The following is a 17,223-nucleotide window of genomic DNA, read 5'->3' as shown; positions in this document are numbered from 1 at the left end:
GGTGCCCGGCCTCGAGCACGGTGGAGGTGAACCATGGGCAGGACCAAGAGCAGGACCGGTGCAGGTACCGGGACCATCGGCCGCATCCCGGTACGGGACGTGCAGCCGGCCGTGGAGTGCGGCAGGCACCCGGCCAAGGCCGTCGTGGGAGAGACCTTCGAGGTCACCGCCACCGTGTTCCGCGAGGGCCATGACGCCGTCGCGGCCAATGTCGTACTGACCGACCTGGACGGCCGGCCCGGCCCCTGGACACCCATGCACGAACTGGCCCCGGGCAGCGACCGATGGGGCGCCAAGGTGACCCCGTCGGCCATGGGCCGCTGGACGTTCCACGTGGAGGCGTGGAGCGATCCGGTGGCCACCTGGCGCCACCACGCACAGATCAAGATCCCCGCCGGGATCGATGTCGGACTGGTGCTGGAGACGGGCGGCGAGCTGTACGAACGAGCGGCGGCCGGGGTGCCCGACAAGACGGAGCAGGCGACGGTCCAGGCCGCCGCGGACGCGCTGCGGGACGACTCGCTGCCGCCCGAGTCAAGGCTGGCGGCGGCGTTCGCGGCGAACGTCGACGCGGTGTTGGGGCGGTATCCGCTGCGGGACCTGGTCACCGCCTCGGACCCGCTGCCCCTGCTGGTGGAGCGGGAACGGGCCCTGTTCGGCTCCTGGTACGAGTTCTTCCCCCGCTCCGAGGGCACCCCGAGCAGCCCCACGGCACCTTCCGCACCGCCGCCCGCCGGCTGCCCGCGATCGCCGCCATGGGCTTCGACGTGGTCTACCTCCCGCCCGTCCACCCGATCGGCACCACCTTCCGCAAAGGCCCCAACAACACCCTGTCCGCCGGCACCGACGACGTCGGCGTGCCCTGGGCCATCGGCTCCCCGAGGGCGGCCACGACGCCGTCCACCCCGGCCTCGGCACCCTCGACGACTTCGACTGGTTCGTCGCCCGGGCCGGCGAACTCGGCCTGGAAGTCGCCCTCGACTTCGCCCTGCAGTGCTCCCCCGACCACCCCTGGGTCGACAAACACCCCGAGTGGTTCCACCACCGCCCCGACGGCACCATCGCCCACGCCGAGAACCCGCCGAAGAAGTACCAGGACATCTACCCCATCGCCTTCGACGCCGACATGGACGGCCTGGTCGAGGAGACCCTGCGCATCCTGCGCCACTGGATGGCCCACGGCGTGCGCATCTTCCGCGTCGACAACCCGCACACCAAACCCGTCGTGTTCTGGCAGCAGGTCATCACCGACATCGGCCGCACCGACCCCGACGTCATCTTCCTCGCCGAGGCCTTCACCCGCCCCGCGATGATGCACACCCTCGCCCAGATCGGCTTCCAGCAGTCCTACACCTACTTCACCTGGCGCAACGGCAAACAGGAACTCACCGACTACCTCACCGAACTGTCCGGCGAAGCAGCCGCCTACATGCGGCCCAACTTCTTCGCCAACACCCCCGACATCCTGCACGCCTTCCTCCAGAACGGCGGCCGCCCCGCCTTCGAACTCCGCGCCGTCCTCGCCGCCACCCTCTCCCCCACCTGGGGCATCTACAGCGGCTACGAACTCTGCGAGAACACCCACCTGCGCGAAGGCAGCGAGGAATACCTCGACTCGGAGAAGTACCAGCTACGCCCCCGCGACTGGGAAGCGGCCGAACACGAAGGCCGCACCATCACCCCCCTGATCACCAGGATCAACACCATCCGGAGGGGCCACCCCGCCCTCCACCGGCTCAGGAACCTCCGCTTCCACCGGACCGACAACGACGCGGTCATCGCCTACAGCAAACGCACAGGCCCGGACACGGTTCTGGTGGTCGCCAACCTTGATCCTCACCACACCCAGGAGGCCACGGTCTCGTTGGACATGCCGCACCTCGGCCTGGACTGGGATGCCTCCCTGTCCGTGCACGACGAACTGACGGGTGAGACCTTCCGCTGGGGCAGGACCAACTACGTACGTCTGGAGCCCGGCAGGGCCCCCGCGCACGTGCTCCACGTCCAGGCTTCGCCACCGCAGATCGGAGGGTCCTGAGCGTCATGACCGTCAACGAGCCCGTGCTGGACACCTTCGAGGACACTCCTGCCAAGGATCGTGACCCGGACTGGTTCAAGCGCGCCGTCTTCTACGAGGTCCTGGTCCGCTCCTTCCAGGACAGCAACGGCGACGGCGTCGGCGACCTCAAAGGCCTCACCGCCAAACTCGACTACCTGCAATGGCTCGGCGTCGACTGCCTGTGGCTGCCGCCCTTCTTCAAATCACCCCTGCGCGACGGCGGATACGACGTCTCCGACTACACCTCCGTCCTGCCCGAATTCGGAGACCTCGCCGACTTCGTCGAATTCGTCGACTCCGCCCACCAGCGCGGCATGCGGGTCATCATCGACTTCGTCATGAACCACACCAGCGACCAGCACCCGTGGTTCCAGGAATCGAGAAAAGACCCCGACGGCCCCTACGGCGACTACTACATGTGGGCCGACGACGACAAGCAGTACGCCGACGCCCGCATCATCTTCGTCGACACCGAGGCCTCCAACTGGACCTTCGACCCGGTCCGCCAGCAGTACTTCTTCCACCGCTTCTTCTCCCACCAGCCCGACCTGAACTACGAGAACCCGGCCGTCCAGGAGGAGATCCTGGCCGCCCTCCGCTTCTGGCTGGACCTGGGGATCGACGGCTTCCGGCTGGACGCGGTGCCCTATCTGTACGCGGAGGAGGACACGAACTGCGAGAACCTCCCCGCCACTCATGAATTCCTGAGGCGCGTCCGCCGCGACATCGACGCGATGTATCCGGACACGGTCCTGCTGGCCGAAGCGAACCAGTGGCCCGAAGACGTGGTCGACTACTTCGGCGACTATCAAAACGGTGGCGACGAGTGCCACATGGCCTTCCACTTCCCCGTCATGCCGCGCATTTTCATGGCCGTGCGAAGGGAGTCGAGGTACCCGGTCTCGGAAATCCTCGCCAAGACCCCGGCCATCCCCTCCGGCTGCCAGTGGGGCATCTTCCTGCGCAACCACGACGAGCTGACCCTGGAAATGGTCACCGACGAGGAACGCGACTACATGTGGGCGGAATACGCCAAGGACCCCCGCATGCGCGCCAACATCGGAATCCGCAGGCGTCTCGCCCCGCTCCTCGACAACGACCGGCACTCGATCGAGCTGTTCACGGCCCTGCTGCTCGCCCTGCCGGGCAGCCCGATCCTCTACTACGGCGACGAGATCGGCATGGGCGACAACATCTGGCTCGGCGACCGCGACGCCGTACGAACTCCCATGCAGTGGACGCCGGACCGCAACGCCGGCTTCTCCACCTGCGACCCGGGGCAGCTCTGTCTGCCGACCATCATGGACCCGGTCTACGGCTACCAGGTGACGAACGTCGAGGCGTCGATGGCCTCGCCGTCGTCGCTGCTGCACTGGACCCGCCGCATGATCGAGATCCGCAAGCAGAACCCGGCCTTCGGACTCGGCTCCTACACGGAACTCCAGTCCTCGAATCCGGCGGTGCTCGCCTTCCTGCGCGAATACGAGGACGACCTGGTGCTGTGCGTGAACAACTTCGCACGCTTCGCGCAGCCCACCGAACTCGACCTGCGCGAATTCGCCGGTCGGCATCCGGTCGAGCTGTTCGGCGGGGTCCGTTTCCCGGCCATCGGCGAACTGCCGTATCTGCTGACCCTCGGGGGCCACGGCTTCTACTGGTTCCGGCTCTCCCGAGTCGCATCCCGCATCGGCCGACGACTTTGAGCGTGGGCTTCGAGCGTGTGCCGAGGAAAGGAACGGGTCACCATGCAGAAGACCGCAACTCCCCGATCGAGCCGTACGGTCGACGCGAGCCCCATGGCCTCGCTCGCCGGACTGCTGCGCGAGTGGCTGCCACGGCAGCGCTGGTTCGCGGGCAAGGACCGGCCCGTCACGGACCTCGCGCTGCTCTCGATGACGGAGCTGTTCCCGGGCTGTCTGCATCTGCTGGTGCACGCCGGTCACTCCGCGGTGCCCGCGCCCGGCGGCGCTCCCCCGGCCGGCGACTGCTACCAGCTGCTGCTCGGCGTACGCCAGCATCTGTCGCCGCGGCTCGGCCGCGCGCTGATCGGCCGTGCGGAGGAGGGGCCGCTGGCCGGTCTGACGGTCTTCGACGCGTTGCAGGACCCCCGTTCGGCCCAGCTGCTCCTGGAGCGGCTGCGGCATCCCGGCACGGCGGGGCCGCTGTGCTTCGAGGCGGACCCGTCCGTGTCGGTGCCGGCTGGGCTCGTGCCCCGGGTGCTGGACGCCGAGCAGTCCAACTCCTCGCTGGTGTACGGCGATACGTTCATCCTCAAGCTGTTCCGGCGCATCCAGCCCGGCGTCAATCCCGACCTGGAGCTGTCCGGCGCGCTGGCCGAACAGGGCTGCGAGCGGGTCCCGGCCCCCGTGGCCTGGTTCCGCACGACGCACCCCTGGGAGGCCACGCTCGGCGTGCTGCAGCCGTTCCTGCGTGACGCCTCCGACGGCTGGACGCTGGCGCTGGACGCGCTGGCCTCCGGCGGCGACTTCACGGCGGAGGCCCGGCAGCTGGGGCGGGCGACGGCGGAGGTGCATCTGGCGCTGGCGTCGGCCTTCCCGTCCCGGGCACACGGCGAGAACGCCCGGATGGCGGCGGCGATGACCGAGCGTCTGGAGATCGCCGCGCACTTCGTCCCCGCCCTGCAGCCCTACGTGCCCGGCCTGCGCACCGCCTTCGGCGCCGTCGCCAGTTGCGACCCCGGGCCGCCGGACCAGCGCATCCACGGCGACCTGCACCTGGGGCAGGTGCTGCGGGCGGGCCGTGAGTGGTTCGTCATCGACTTCGAGGGCGAGCCGTCCCGCCCGCTGGCCGAGCGGCGCGGTGTCCACTCGCCGGTGCGGGACATCGCGGGCATGCTGCGCTCCTTCGACTACGCCGCGCGGCAGCGCCGTCCGTGGCGTCCGGAGTGGGCGCGCCGCTGCCGGGAGGCCTACTGCGCGGGCTATGCCGCCCTCGCCGGCTGGGACCCGCGCAAGAAGCACGGCTTGCTGCGTGCGTATGAGACCGACCGCGCCGTGTACGAGGTCCTGTACGAGGCCCGGCACCGACCCGACTGGTTGCCCGTACCGATGGCGGCGATCGAACGCCTCGCCGTGAGAGGAGCCTGACCCATGGCCCTGCACGAGACCTCGCGCCCCGAATCGGCCGGACCGGGCCGGCGCGCCGGCGCGCCCGCACTCGATCCGGCCGACCGTGAGCGCCTGCTGTCGGGCGCCCACCACGATCCGCACGCGCTGCTCGGGGCTCATCCGGTCCCGGGCGGGATCGCCTTCCGGGCGCTGCGCCCGTTCGCGCGTGCCGTGAGCGTCGTGGCCGACGGCGAGCGCACCGCGCTGGTCTCGGAGGGCGGCGGTCTCTTCACCGGCGTACTGCCGCTGAAGAAGATCCCCGCGTACACGCTGCTGGTGTCGTACGCCGAGGACGGGTCCGACGAGTACGAGGTCCACGACCCGTACCGCTTCCTGCCCGCCCTCGGCGAGCTGGACCTCCACCTCATCCGGGAGGGACGGCACGAGGAACTGTGGAAGGCGCTCGGCGCCGAGCCGATGACACACGAGGGCGTGGCGGGCACCCGCTTCACCGTGTGGGCGCCGAATGCTCAGGGCGTGCGGGTCGCCGGGGACTTCACCTGCTGGGACGGGACGGCGTTCCCGATGCGGTCCCTCGGGGCGTCCGGGGTGTGGGAGCTGTTCCTGCCGGGCATCGGCGAGGGCACCCGGTACAAGTTCGAGATCACCTCCCGGTACGGCGGCCGGTTCCTCAAGGCCGACCCGATGGCGCGCCGCGCGGAGGTCCCGCCGGACACGGCGTCGATCGTGCACGCCTCGCACCACGAGTGGGGCGACGCGCAGTGGATGGCGCACCGGGGCGACGTCCCGGTGCATCAAGCACCCTTCTCGGTCTACGAGATGCACCTTCCGTCCTGGCGCCCGGGGCTGACGTACCGCCAACTCGCCGAGGAGCTGCCCGCGTACGTCAACGACCTCGGCTTCACCCACGTCGAGCTCATGCCGGTCGCACAGCACCCCTTCGCCGGGTCCTGGGGCTATCAGGTCACCGGCTTCTACGCGCCGGCCTCACGGCTCGGTACGCCCGACGACTTCAAGCACCTCGTGGACGCCCTGCACCAGGCCGGCATCGGGGTGATCGTGGACTGGGTGCCGGCCCACTTCCCGAAGGACGACTGGGCGCTGAGCCGGTTCGACGGGGAGCCGCTGTACGAACCCGGGGACGAGCGGCGCGCCGAGCACCCGGACTGGGGGACGTACGAGTTCGACTACGGACGCACCGAGGTGCGCAACTTCCTGGTCGCCAACGCCACGTACTGGTGCGAGGAGTTCCACATCGACGGGCTCCGGGTGGACGCCGTCGCCTCGATGCTCTACCTCGACTACTCGCGCGAGTCCGGGCAGTGGGCGCCGAACGCCTTCGGCGGGCGGGAGGACCTGGCCGCGATGGCGTTCCTCCAGGAGATGAACGCGACCGTGTACCGGCGCAACCCGGGAGTGATCACCATCGCGGAGGAGTCGACCGCCTGGGACGGGGTGACCCGGCCGACCGACAGCGGCGGGCTGGGGTTCGGGCTGAAGTGGAACATGGGCTGGATGCACGACTCCCTGGAGTACATCGCCAAGGAGCCGGTGCACCGCAAGTACCACCACAACGAGATGACGTTCTCGATGGTGTACGCCTACAGCGAGAACTACGTCCTGCCGATCTCCCACGACGAGGTCGTGCACGGCAAGCAGGCGCTGGTCTCCAAGATGCCCGGCGACTGGTGGCAGCGACGCGCCAACCACCGGGCCTACCTGGGCTTCATGTGGGCCCACCCCGGCAAGCAGCTCCTCTTCATGGGCCAGGAGTTCGCGCAGGGCGCCGAGTGGTCGCAGGAGCACGGTCCCGAGTGGTGGCTGCTGGATCCCGGGTACGCGTCCGCGGGTGACCACCGCGGCGTCCAGGATCTGGTGCGTGACCTCAACGCGCTGTACCGGACGACGCCGGCTCTCTGGGAGCGGGACACCGACCCCGGCGGCTTCCAGTGGGTGCTGGGGGACGCGGCGGAGGACAACGTCTTCGCCTTCCTTCGGTTCGGTGCCGACGGCAGTCCTCTGCTCGCCGTCTCCAACTTCTCTCCTGTTGTGCGTCATGACTACGCCCTGTGGGTGCCGGACGACGTCGTCGCCTGGCAGGAGACCCTCAACACGGACGCCGGCCAGTACGGCGGCGGCGACGTCGTCAACCCCGGCCCGGTGAAGCCGGAGGACAGCCGTATTCGGCTGACGTTGCCGCCTCTTGCCACGGTGTGGCTGTCGCCCTGCCCCCGCGGCTGAGATCACCGAACGGGGTCAATTGTCAGTTCTCGACACCACGCGCTCTCAGCTGGGCTAGATTCGGGCACCGCCGATAACGGAACTCATCGGTGATGTCACACCCGGTACACATCAGGAGCAGCGCATGCGCGATCTCGGCCTCGCTCCCCCGACCGTCACGCCCCTGACCGGCGGGCTCGCCGACAGCGTCTTCGAGATGGCGGCCTTCAATCCGACATTGCCGATGCTCGCGCGCCACCCCGACTCCTCCTCCACCACGTGGGAGGAGGTGACCGCCGTGGAACTGCGCGACGAAGTGAGCGATCTGGCCAAGGGACTGATCGCGTCCGGGATCTCCCCGGGCCACCGCGTGGCCGTCATGGCCCGCACCCGGTACGAGTGGACGGTGTTCTGCTACGCCCTGTGGGCGGTGGGCGCCGAGGTCGTGCCGATCTATCCGACGTCGTCGCGCGACCAGGTCGAGTGGATCCTGCGGGACGCCGAATGCGTGGCCGTGGTGGTCGAGGACGAGCAGGCCATCATGACGGTGGGTTCCGTGTGCGGATCGCTGCCGATGCTGCGCCATGTATGGCAGTTGGACGCCGGGGGGCTTCAACAGCTCGTGGAGCGCGGCGAGTTCATCCCGTTCACCACCGTCGAGTCGCTGCGCCGCATCGTGCTGCCGGACTCCACCGCGGCCGTCGTCTACACCTCCGGCACCACGGGTCACCCGCTGGGCTGCGCGCTGAGCCACCGCGGTCTGGCGAGCACCTGCGACACCCTCCTGGCGGGGTGGGGCCACACCGTGATCCCGCCGGGCGAGCAGCAGGCGTCGGTCCTCGCCTTCCTGCCCTTCTCCCATGTGTACGGCCTGGTGGTGCAGGGGCTGGCCATCCGCGGCGGCATGCTGATGGGCCACGAACCCGAGCTGAACGGGGAGGCGTTGTCGGCGGCCCTGCGCACCTTCCGGCCGACCTATCTGTGCGCCGTACCGTCGATCTTCGAGAAGATCTACAAGAACTTCCTGCGCACGGCCCAGCAGGCCGGCCGTGGCGCGCTGTTCGAGCGGGCCGCCGACACCGCGCGGGACTTCGCTGCGGCGCTGGAACGGCAGCGGCTGGGCGGCGGGCCCGGGCCCCGTTACGATCTGCGGCTGCAACACGCCCTGTACGAACGCACGGTGTACCGCAAACTGCGGGCCGCGCTGGGCGGCAGGGTATGCCGGGCGACGTCCGCCGGCTCGTCCCTGAACCGTGAACTGTCCCTGTTCTACGAGGGCATCGGCATCTATGTGAACGACGCCTACGGTCTCACCGAGACCTGCGGCGGGGTCACGGCGCCACCGCTGGGCCGGGAGCTGTCGGGAACGGTCGGGAAGGCACTGCCGGGGATGGACATCCGGGTGGCCGACGACGGGGAGATCCTCGTGCGCGGGCCGTCGGTGTTCCAGGGCTATGTGAACGACGAGGCCGCGACCCGGGCGGCGCTGCGCGGCGGCTGGCTGGCCACCGGGGATCTCGGGCGGCTGGACTCCGACGGCTATCTGACGATCACCGGGCGCAAGAAGGACGTCATCATCACGAGCGGCGGCAAGAGCGTCTCCCCGGCGCTCCTGGAGCAGCGCCTGAGGATGCATCCGATGATCCATCAGGCGGTGATCGTGGGCGACAACCGGCCCTGTGTCGGGGCCCTGATCACCCTGGACCCGGACTTCCTGGCCTACTGGCGGGAATCACTCACGCTGCGCAGTGACGCACGGATCCGGGAGGCGCGCGAGGAGAACGCGCTGCGCGAGGAGATCGGCCGGGCCGTGGCCGCCGCGAACAGCGCGGTGTCGCGCGCGGAGTCCATCCGTGTGTTCCGGGTGCTGCCGGCCCCGTTCGACGTGGCCAGCGGGCTGCTGACGCCGTCGATGAAGCTGCGCCGGGACGCCATCGTGCGGCACTACGCCCTCCAGATCGACGCGATGTACCAGGCCCGTTCACATGCGCCGCGGGACCACATGGTGGACGAGCCGCCGCACTGGGACGACGCGGACAACGTCTTCCGCTGAGCGCGTCTACTCGCCCGTGGTGAGCCGTACCGCATTCGACTGCTCGCCCAGGACGAAGGCGCGGATCCGGAAGGTGGCGTTCTTCTCGCCGGGCAGGGTGACCAGGGTCGTGGCGGTGACGTCCGGATCGACGACGGCGACGGGCTCGTAGCCGGTGCTGTTCTTCTTCCGCATCTCCAGGAGGAATCCGTCCTCGTCCGCGGAGGAGTCGGTCCAGGTGAAGCGGATGCCGTCCGGCAGTTCGGCGCGGGCCGGACGGGAGACGGGGCCCCGGTAGGTCCGCAGGCGGTAGTGGAACGTGGTGTGCGGCATGAGGTCGGGATGGCGGTAGTCGGACACCTGCCGGGGCAGGTAGTCCAGGACGGTGTAGGGGCCCGCCTTCTCGGTCGCGAACTCCAGCAGGTGGCCCGCGACTCCCGGCCGGTCGTCCGTCCAGTCGAGGTCGATGTCCGTGGGTGTCGTGAGGACACCTCGTAGTGACTCGTCGGTGTCCGCGGTGTCGGCCGAGCAGGCCGGCAGCGCCAGGATCAGCGCTGCCGACGCCGCGATGCGCGCCTTTCCTCGCATACGGCAGCCGCTACTTGCGCCAGAAGCGGACGTTGCTCCACTCGACCGTGGCCTGCCCGCTGCCGCTGTTGGTGCGGTAGGCACCGAACTTGTCGTAGAAGCTGCCGCCGGGGCTGTCGTAGGTGTGCTTGAGCGAGCCGTTGATGTAGGTGCGGTGCTCGACGCCGACCTGGTGGACCGTGTTGACGCGGACCGTGGCGCCGACGGTCCCGGCGTTGGACAGCGTGGCACCGCCGTGCACCGCGTAGAGCCGGCCGCCGCGCTCGACGGCGAGCATGAAGTACGGGCCGGAGCCGGACTCGTTGAAGGTCTGCTTGAGGCTGATCCGGGTGCCGCTGAGGCTGGTGATGCGGAAGTAGCCCTCGAACTGGCGGGTGCCGCCGGTGTAGGTGGCGTAGCGCCGTTCAGCCCGCTGGTCGCCGCTCGCGGTGGAGCAGGTGAGCCGGAACGTGAGGCCGTCGACCTGGCCGCAGCCCCGTTCCTGGACGGTGTAGCTCGGTGACACGGACTGCCAGCCGCCGGGCTCGACTTCGGCGAAGGCATGCGGGGCGGCGAGCAATGATGTGGCGCACAGCGCCGTGGTGACGGTGAGGGTGCGCAGGGGTACGAGCATCCTGCCTCCTGTCGGATGGGGGTGGCCGCACGTCACGCGTCCGACCACGCACACGATGACGCACATGGTCACGTACATGAACGACGGTCTCTGACATGGACGAGCGACACGGACGTTAGGTTCAGACCAATCAGTCGTCAAGAGATCGAGCGGACACGTCTTTCACACCCGAACCGGTGTGCCCCCGCGCCGGTTGGGGCAAGGTGGCTGACGACGGGTTCATCTGCCTGCCGCACCCGGCTGGCGGAACGGCCGGTGGCGCGGTGGGATCGAGGCGTGCGAAGCCGCGATCCAGGGGCAGGCGAACGACGTCGAGGCAGACCGCCTGGAGCCGCAGAAGGGAAGATCACCGTGACACGACCCAGGATCCTGGTGGTTGGCGCAGGCTTCGCCGGAGTCGGCTGTGTTCGCCGACTCGAACGCAAACTCTCCGCCGACGAGGCCGAGATCACCTTGGCGACGCCGTCCTCCTACCAGCTCTACCTGCCACTCCTGCCCCAGGTCGCCTCCGGCGTCCTGACACCCCAGTCGATCGCCGTGTCCCTGCGCCGCAGCCGCAGGTACCGCACCCGGATCATCCCGGGCGGCGCCATCGGCGTGGATCTCGCGGCCAAGGTCTGCGTCATCCGCACCATCACCGACCGGATCGTCAACGAGCCGTACGACTACATCGTGCTGGCCCCCGGAAGCGTCACCCGCACCTTCGACATCCCCGGGCTCACCGACCACGCGTACGGCATGAAGACGCTGGCGGAGGCCGCCTACCTGCGCGACCACGTCATCTCCCAGCTGGACCTCGCCGACGCCAGCCAGGACCCCGCCGAGCGCGCCGCCCGGCTGCAGTTCGTGGTGGTCGGCGGCGGATACGCCGGCACCGAGACCGCCGCATGTCTGCAGATGCTGACGCACAACGCGGTCAAGCGCTATCCGCGGCTCGACCCGCACCTGATCAAGTGGCATCTGATCGACATCGCGCCGAGGCTGATGCCCGAACTCGGCGAGAAGCTGGGCACCGCCGCCCAGAAGATCCTGCGCAGGCGCGGTGTCGACATCTCGCTGGGCGTGTCCATCGCCAAGGCGGGCCCCGAGGAGGTCACCTTCACCGACGGCCGGGTGGTGCCCACCCGGACCTTGATCTGGACCGCCGGAGTGGTCGCCAGCCCGCTGATCGGCACGCTGGGCGCGGACACGGTCCGGGGCCGGCTCGCGGTCACCGCGGAGATGAAACTGCCCGGCGACGACGGTGTGTTCGCGCTCGGCGACGCTGCCGCCGTACCCGATATCGCCAAGGGCGAGAAGGGCGCCGTCTGCCCGCCCACCGCCCAGCACGCCATGCGCCAGGGCAAGGTCGTGGCCGACAACGTCATCGCGTCCCTGCGCAACCAGCCGCTGCGGCCGTACGAGCACAAGGACCTCGGCCTGGTGGTCGACCTCGGCGGCCGCGATGCCGTCTCCAAGCCCCTCGGCGTCGATCTGAAGGGCCTGCCGGCGATGGTCGTCGCCCGCGGCTACCACTGGTCGGCGCTGCGCACCAATGTCGCCAAGACACGCGTCATGACGAACTGGCTGCTCAACGCCGTGGCCGGGGACGATTTCGTGCGTACCGGGTTCCAGGCCCGCAGGCCGGCCAAGCTGAAGGACTTCGAGTTCGTCCACGCGTACCTGACGCCGGACCAACTGCGGGAGCGCGTGTCCGCAGAGGGCGGATCCGAGGCGCCCGATGGGACGGTTGAGTGAGGTGACGGCCTCGGCTGAGAGCCTTCGGTTCGCGGTGTGACCAGTAAGAGAGCGGGAGAGAGTACGTCGGCGTGAGGTCAGCGGGAGGGCCGGTCCGGGCGCGCGTGCGGGACCGTGTCGCGGCGTCGGACCCCGGGCTGCTGCGGCTGGCCGCGGGGCTGCGCACGGCGGGTGCGATCGCCCTCGCGGTCGCCGTGCTCGCCCTGCTGGGCGCCGATGTGACGCACCTGGTGACGGGAGCGCTGGCGGCGATGGTCGCCACCTTCGCCATCCGGGAGAAGCAGCGCGGGCCGCAGGCCGTCACACTCGCCCTGGGCCTTCCGGTGGCGCTGGCCTCGATGTCCCTGGCGGCAGTGCTGCACAGCCATGTCGTGGCCGGTGACCTGGCCTTCGTGGCGCTCATCTTCTGTGCCGTGTACGGGCGCAGGTTCGGCGACCGTGGCACCGCGCTCGGCCTGATCGGCTTCCAGACCTACTTCATGTCCCTCTTCGTCGGCGCCACCGTCTCCGGCCTGCCCGCGCTGTGCGGCGCGGTCGCCATGGCCTTCGCGTGCAGCGCGCTGGTGCGGTTCGTGCTCGTCCCCGAGACACCGACGGGGGTGCTCGAACGGCTGCGCAGCGCCTTCCGTGCCCGACTGGCCCAGTTGCTGTCGGCGCAACTCGAACTGCTCGGCGCCGGCCCGGAGGAAGCGGACCGGGCCCTGGAGCACGTACGCGAGGGCACCGCGCGCCTGCACGAGACGGCGCTGCTGATCCAGGGCCGGCTGGAGGAGGGAACCGCCGACGAGGCGATGGCCCGGCTCGTCCAACGGCGCGTCGCGGACGCCGAGATCGCGGCCGAGCGACTGGGGCTGTCGCTGCTCGCCGCACGCGGCGCCGAGCGCGCCGACACCCTGGCCATGCATCTGCCGGGCGCCCCCGTCCCCTCGGGCGGGCGGCATCCCGTCCGGGAGGAGGCGACCGTCACGCTGCGCCGTGACCTGGAGGCCCTGCGCCTGATCGTCCTGCACCCCGTGGGCCAGGCCTCCGGCACCGCGCTCTCCCAGGTCCGCAACCGGCTCCTCGGCTACCGCGACGAGGAGAACCTGCCCGACGCCTCCCCCGCCGTGCAGGATGCCTTCCGGGCCATCGGCGAGACCACCCGCGCCGTCCTCGGGCTGCGGATCGCCCTGGGCGGGGCGCCGGACGAGGCGGACGACAGCCCGGCCACGGCGCGCTCACGCGAGGAGCTGGACGCGGAGGACGCCGTGCTCGACGCCGAGGAGGAGGCCCCGGCGGAGGAGCCCACCGGGCTGCGGCGCCCCACGACGCGCGCCGCCGTGCAGGTGGCCGTGGGGTCGACGCTGGCCATCGTCGGCGGCGAGCTGCTCTCCCGCGACCGCTGGTACTGGGCGGTGCTGACCTGCTGGATCGTGTTCCTCAACACCGCCTCCACGGGCGAGATCCTGGTCAAGGGCTACCGTCGGCTGCTGGGCACCGTGCTCGGGGTCCTGGCCGGCATCGTGCTGGCGGGTGCCGTCGGCCGTCACACCTGGACGGCGTTCGCGCTGGTGCTGGTGTTCGTCTTCGCGATGTTCTACTCGGCACCGCTGTCGTACACGCTGTCGTCCTTCTTCGTCACCGCGGCACTCGGGCTGCTGTACACCCTGCTGCAGACGTACAGCCTCTCGGTGCTCGTGCTGCGCATCGAGGAGACCGCGCTCGGCGCGGCCTGCGGGGTGATCGCGGCCGCGCTGGTCCTGCCGGTGCAGACGGACCGCCGTACGAACGAACTGCTCGCCACCGTGCTGGAACGGCTCGGCGAGGTCACCCGCAGTTCCGTCGACCAGCTCAGTGGCGGACCGCCCGTCGAGCTGCTCGACCAGGCGCGCGACCTGGACCAGGCGCTCGCCGACCTGCGGGCCGCCGTGCAGCCGCTCACGCATCCGGTGACGCCGCTGCGGGCCCGCAAAGAGACCGCCCGCTACGTCGTCGCGCTGCTGGAGACCTGCGCCTATCACGCGCGTTCGCTGGCGGCCACCGCCGAGCTGTTGCCCACCCATCCCTCGATCGCGGCGGATCCCCGGCTGCGGCGAGCTGCGGGGCGCATCGCGCACAACATCGAGGCGATCGCCGCGCACGTCACCGACGAGCTCTCCACGGCCGGCATCGAGACCGGCCCGAGCATCGCCTCGCTCCTGGGCCGGACCGTCCCCGGCGCACCGCGCTACGGCCGCGTCACCGACCGTGTCCTGCGGCATCTGCAACGCCTCGACGAGGCCGTGTCCGGTCTGGCCCGTCCGCTGGGCGTGCCCGTGAAGGCATCGGACGGGTGACTGCTCGGCCCTGCGACACCGCGGATGACGGCTCATCCGGCCGATACCGGGGTACGCGGAAGTCATGACCGATGTCGTGGACTCAGACGAACTGCTCAGGCGCATGCAGCGTGCCAGGGCCTACGCCCGACGCGAGGAGCGGGTGTGGCAGGCCCGCAGCGTCGAGCTGGAGCCTGCCGACCCGGCGGCAGCCCGGGACGCCGCCGTGCGGGTGATCGCCTACGAGACCGTGATCAACGTGCTGGACGAGTTCCTCTCCCCCGGCTCGCACACCGGGGACGGCTGACCCGCACCGCCGAATGGCATCGCCCCCGTTGGGCACCCGAGGGCGCATGACAGCCGATCACACCCGGGCCCCGGTCCTGGAAGCGCTGGCCGACTACCACCGCAAGGGGCGGACGTCGTTCTCGCCGCCCGGTCACAAGCAGGCCCGCGGAGCCGACCCCGTGGTACGGGAGGTGCTGGGCGACGCGGTGTTCCTCGGTGACGTACTGGCGTCGGGCGGTCTGGACGACCGGCTGCACCACAGCGGCGTCCTGGAGCACGCCGAGGATCTGATGGCCGACGCCGTGCACGCGGAGCACACGTACTTCACCACGTGCGGCAGTTCCCTCTCCGTCAAGGCGGCGATGCTGGCCGTCGCGGGCCCGCACGAGAAGCTGCTGGTCGGACGGGACGCCCACAAGTCGGTCGTGTCGGGTCTCGTCCTGTCCGGCATCGAGCCCGTCTGGGTCGAGCCGCAGTGGGACGCCGAACGGCATCTGGCCCACCCGCCGTCCGCGGCGGAGTTCGACAGGGCCTTCGATCGCCATCCCGACGCGAAGGGTGCGCTGGTCACCAGTCCGACGCCGTACGGCAGTTGCGCGGACCTGCGGGCGATCGCCGACGTCTGCCACCGCCGCTCGCGTCCGCTGGTCGTCGACGAGGCCTGGGGTGCGCATCTGCCGTTCCATCCCGGACTGCCGTCGTGGGCGATGGACGCGGGCGCCGACATCTGCGTGACCAGCATCCACAAGATGGGCAGCGGCCTGGAGCAGGGTTCGGTCTTCCATCTGCAGGGCGATCTCGTCCCGGCGACGGTGCTGCGCATGCGGGCGGACCTGCTGGGCACCACCAGTCCGTCGGTGCTGATCTTCGCAGGCATGGACGGCTGGCGGCGGCAGATGGCCCTGCGGGGCGAGGAGATCATGGGCTCCGCGCTCGATCTCGCGGCCGAGGTGCGGGCCGCCGTCGAGGAGATCGACGGGATGCACGTCAACGACCGGGACGACTTCTGCGGTGCGGGACTCGCCGCGGACTTCGACCCGCTGCCGGTCGTCATCGACCTCGACGGTCTCGGCATCTCCGGATATCAGGCCGCGGACTGGCTGCGGGAGCACCGGAATGTGGACGCCCATCTCAACGACCACCGCCGCATCGCCACCCAGCTCACCCACGGCGACGACCACGGGACGGCCGGCGAGCTGCTCGCCGCGCTCAAGTCCCTCGCCGAGGCGGCACCCGAACTCCGCCCCGCGCCCCGGATCGACGTGCCGCCGCCGTCGCAGCTGCGCATGGAGCAGGCCGTCCCGCCGCGGGACGCGTTCTTCGCCGCCACCGAGGACGTCCCGGTGGACAGGGCCGCCGGACGCGTCGCCGCCGAGATGATCACGCCGTATCCGCCCGGGATCCCGGTCGTGCTGCCGGGTGAGCGGCTGACCGGGCCGGTCCTGCGCTATCTCGTCACCGGTCTCGCCGCGGGCATGAACCTTCCCGATCCCAGCGATCCTCGACTGGAGACGATCAGGGTGGTGGCGGAGGGCGAGTGAAACCGGTCACTTACCCCGGTCTCGGTGACGCGGAATCCGCCGAGATGGTTTACGGTTCATTCATAAGTGGTCTCGGGGTAGACCGCGGGAAGACCGCAATCGTCCCCCCTGCACCACCAAATACGGCCCTGGCTGGTCTCCCCCGTCCAGCCAGGGCTTTTTAATGCCGCGGGCGCCCCGTCCCGCGAAGATTCCCGGCCAAAAGCGAAACCACGCTCCGCCGAGGTGCTCACGGCCGCCGTAGCGGCTGAAATGGACGCAGGGAAGCACCGGAACCTCAGTCGTTGGTGAGGAGCCCCGTGTCATGACCAAAGCGATCAAACTGCTGACGGCCCTTCCGCCGCCTCAGCGCCAGCACCTGATGGCGCTCGCCCGGGAGGTCTCCTTCCCGGAGGACACCCGGATCTTCGAGGCGGGCGGCGCGGCCGACCGCTTCTGGGTCATCCGCTCGGGCGCCGTCTCCCTCGACCAGCGCGTGACATCCGTGCAGCGGGTCACCGTGGCCAGCCTCGGCGCGGGCGATCTGCTCGGCTGGTCGTGGCTGTTCCCGCCGTACCAGTGGGACTTCGGCGCGGAGGCCTTCAGTCCCGTGCGCGCCTACGAGTTCGAGGCCGAGGCGGTGCTGCGGCTGTGCCAGGACGAACCTGCGCTCGGCATGTCCCTGATCCGGCACGTCGCCGAAATCCTCGCGCACCGGCTGGAGATGACCCGGGGCAAGCTCATGGAACAGTACGGGCAGCATCGGCGCAGCGCGCTCTGACC

11 protein-coding genes and 1 pseudogene are annotated in these 17,223 nt (G+C 70.2%); 10 read left to right on the top strand and 2 right to left on the bottom strand.

Translation table 11 applies throughout. The features are described from left to right. Positions 1-33 precede the first annotated feature (33 nt). The 5 genes and pseudogenes from OHO27_RS40650 (at position 34) to OHO27_RS40630 (ending at position 9,421) form a co-directional block, all read left to right on the top strand. Positions 34-2,038 (top strand): annotated as a pseudogene (locus OHO27_RS40650) (alpha-1,4-glucan--maltose-1-phosphate maltosyltransferase). A gap of 5 nt (positions 2,039-2,043) precedes the next feature. Continuing rightward, positions 2,044-3,762 (top strand): maltose alpha-D-glucosyltransferase, encoded by a 1,719-nt coding sequence (gene treS, locus OHO27_RS40645; protein ID WP_328429925.1) that lies wholly within the window; start codon positions 2,044-2,046, stop codon positions 3,760-3,762. Positions 3,763-3,804: 42 nt separating this feature from the next. Beyond that, positions 3,805-5,166 carry a maltokinase N-terminal cap-like domain-containing protein gene (locus tag OHO27_RS40640; protein WP_328429924.1) on the top strand — a complete coding sequence of 454 codons (1,362 nt, stop codon included), beginning with the start codon at positions 3,805-3,807 and terminating at the stop codon, positions 5,164-5,166. A gap of 3 nt (positions 5,167-5,169) precedes the next feature. Then, positions 5,170-7,389: a 1,4-alpha-glucan branching enzyme gene (glgB, locus tag OHO27_RS40635; RefSeq protein WP_328429923.1), complete on the top strand. Its 2,220-nt coding sequence runs from the start codon at positions 5,170-5,172 to the stop codon at positions 7,387-7,389. 124 nt (positions 7,390-7,513) lie between these two features. After that, the gene (locus OHO27_RS40630; protein WP_328429922.1) at positions 7,514-9,421 is read left to right on the top strand and encodes an AMP-dependent synthetase/ligase; all 1,908 of its coding nucleotides are present in this window, start codon (positions 7,514-7,516) and stop codon (positions 9,419-9,421) included. 6 nt (positions 9,422-9,427) lie between these two features. On the opposite strand, the gene OHO27_RS40625 is transcribed toward OHO27_RS40630, so the two are convergent. Together OHO27_RS40625 and OHO27_RS40620 are read right to left on the bottom strand one after the other, a co-directional pair. Continuing rightward, positions 9,428-9,988, bottom strand: a complete 561-nt coding sequence (locus OHO27_RS40625) for a fibronectin type III domain-containing protein (RefSeq protein WP_328429921.1) — start codon at positions 9,986-9,988, stop codon at positions 9,428-9,430. 10 nt (positions 9,989-9,998) lie between these two features. After that, the gene (locus tag OHO27_RS40620; RefSeq protein ID WP_328429920.1) at positions 9,999-10,601 is read right to left on the bottom strand and encodes a hypothetical protein; all 603 of its coding nucleotides are present in this window, start codon (positions 10,599-10,601) and stop codon (positions 9,999-10,001) included. A 345-nt stretch (positions 10,602-10,946) separates the two neighbouring features. On the opposite strand from OHO27_RS40620, the gene OHO27_RS40615 reads away from it, so the two are divergent. The 5 genes from OHO27_RS40615 (at position 10,947) to OHO27_RS40595 (ending at position 17,221) form a co-directional block, all read left to right on the top strand. Continuing rightward, positions 10,947-12,338, top strand: coding sequence for an NAD(P)/FAD-dependent oxidoreductase (locus tag OHO27_RS40615; RefSeq protein ID WP_328430700.1), 1,392 nt, complete (start codon positions 10,947-10,949; stop codon positions 12,336-12,338). A gap of 71 nt (positions 12,339-12,409) precedes the next feature. Further along, positions 12,410-14,653 carry an FUSC family protein gene (locus OHO27_RS40610; protein ID WP_328429919.1) on the top strand — a complete coding sequence of 748 codons (2,244 nt, stop codon included), beginning with the start codon at positions 12,410-12,412 and terminating at the stop codon, positions 14,651-14,653. 64 nt (positions 14,654-14,717) lie between these two features. Beyond that, entirely contained in the window at positions 14,718-14,939 is a 222-nt protein-coding gene (locus OHO27_RS40605) for a hypothetical protein (protein WP_328429918.1), read from the top strand. Positions 14,940-14,985: 46 nt separating this feature from the next. Beyond that, positions 14,986-16,461 (top strand): aminotransferase class I/II-fold pyridoxal phosphate-dependent enzyme, encoded by a 1,476-nt coding sequence (locus OHO27_RS40600; RefSeq protein WP_328429917.1) that lies wholly within the window; start codon positions 14,986-14,988, stop codon positions 16,459-16,461. Positions 16,462-16,765: 304 nt separating this feature from the next. Next, positions 16,766-17,221 (top strand): cyclic nucleotide-binding domain-containing protein, encoded by a 456-nt coding sequence (locus tag OHO27_RS40595; RefSeq protein WP_328429916.1) that lies wholly within the window; start codon positions 16,766-16,768, stop codon positions 17,219-17,221. Positions 17,222-17,223: the final 2 nt, after the last annotated feature.

The organism is Streptomyces sp. NBC_00443 (genome assembly GCF_036014175.1).
GTDB lineage: Bacteria > Actinomycetota > Actinomycetes > Streptomycetales > Streptomycetaceae > Streptomyces.
This window is presented reverse-complemented; position numbering and strand designations above follow the sequence as displayed.

Coding starts and splice junctions, on each gene's coding strand:
- OHO27_RS40600 (WP_328429917.1), top strand. CDS start 14,986: ATGACAGCCGATCACACCCGGGCCCCGGTCCTGGAAGCGCTGGCCGAC.
- OHO27_RS40595 (WP_328429916.1), top strand. CDS start 16,766: ATGACCAAAGCGATCAAACTGCTGACGGCCCTTCCGCCGCCTCAGCGC.
- OHO27_RS40630 (WP_328429922.1), top strand. CDS start 7,514: ATGCGCGATCTCGGCCTCGCTCCCCCGACCGTCACGCCCCTGACCGGC.
- OHO27_RS40640 (WP_328429924.1), top strand. CDS start 3,805: ATGCAGAAGACCGCAACTCCCCGATCGAGCCGTACGGTCGACGCGAGC.
- OHO27_RS40620 (WP_328429920.1), bottom strand. CDS start 10,601: ATGCTCGTACCCCTGCGCACCCTCACCGTCACCACGGCGCTGTGCGCC.
- glgB (WP_328429923.1), top strand. CDS start 5,170: ATGGCCCTGCACGAGACCTCGCGCCCCGAATCGGCCGGACCGGGCCGG.
- OHO27_RS40625 (WP_328429921.1), bottom strand. CDS start 9,988: ATGCGAGGAAAGGCGCGCATCGCGGCGTCGGCAGCGCTGATCCTGGCG.
- OHO27_RS40605 (WP_328429918.1), top strand. CDS start 14,718: ATGACCGATGTCGTGGACTCAGACGAACTGCTCAGGCGCATGCAGCGT.
- treS (WP_328429925.1), top strand. CDS start 2,044: ATGACCGTCAACGAGCCCGTGCTGGACACCTTCGAGGACACTCCTGCC.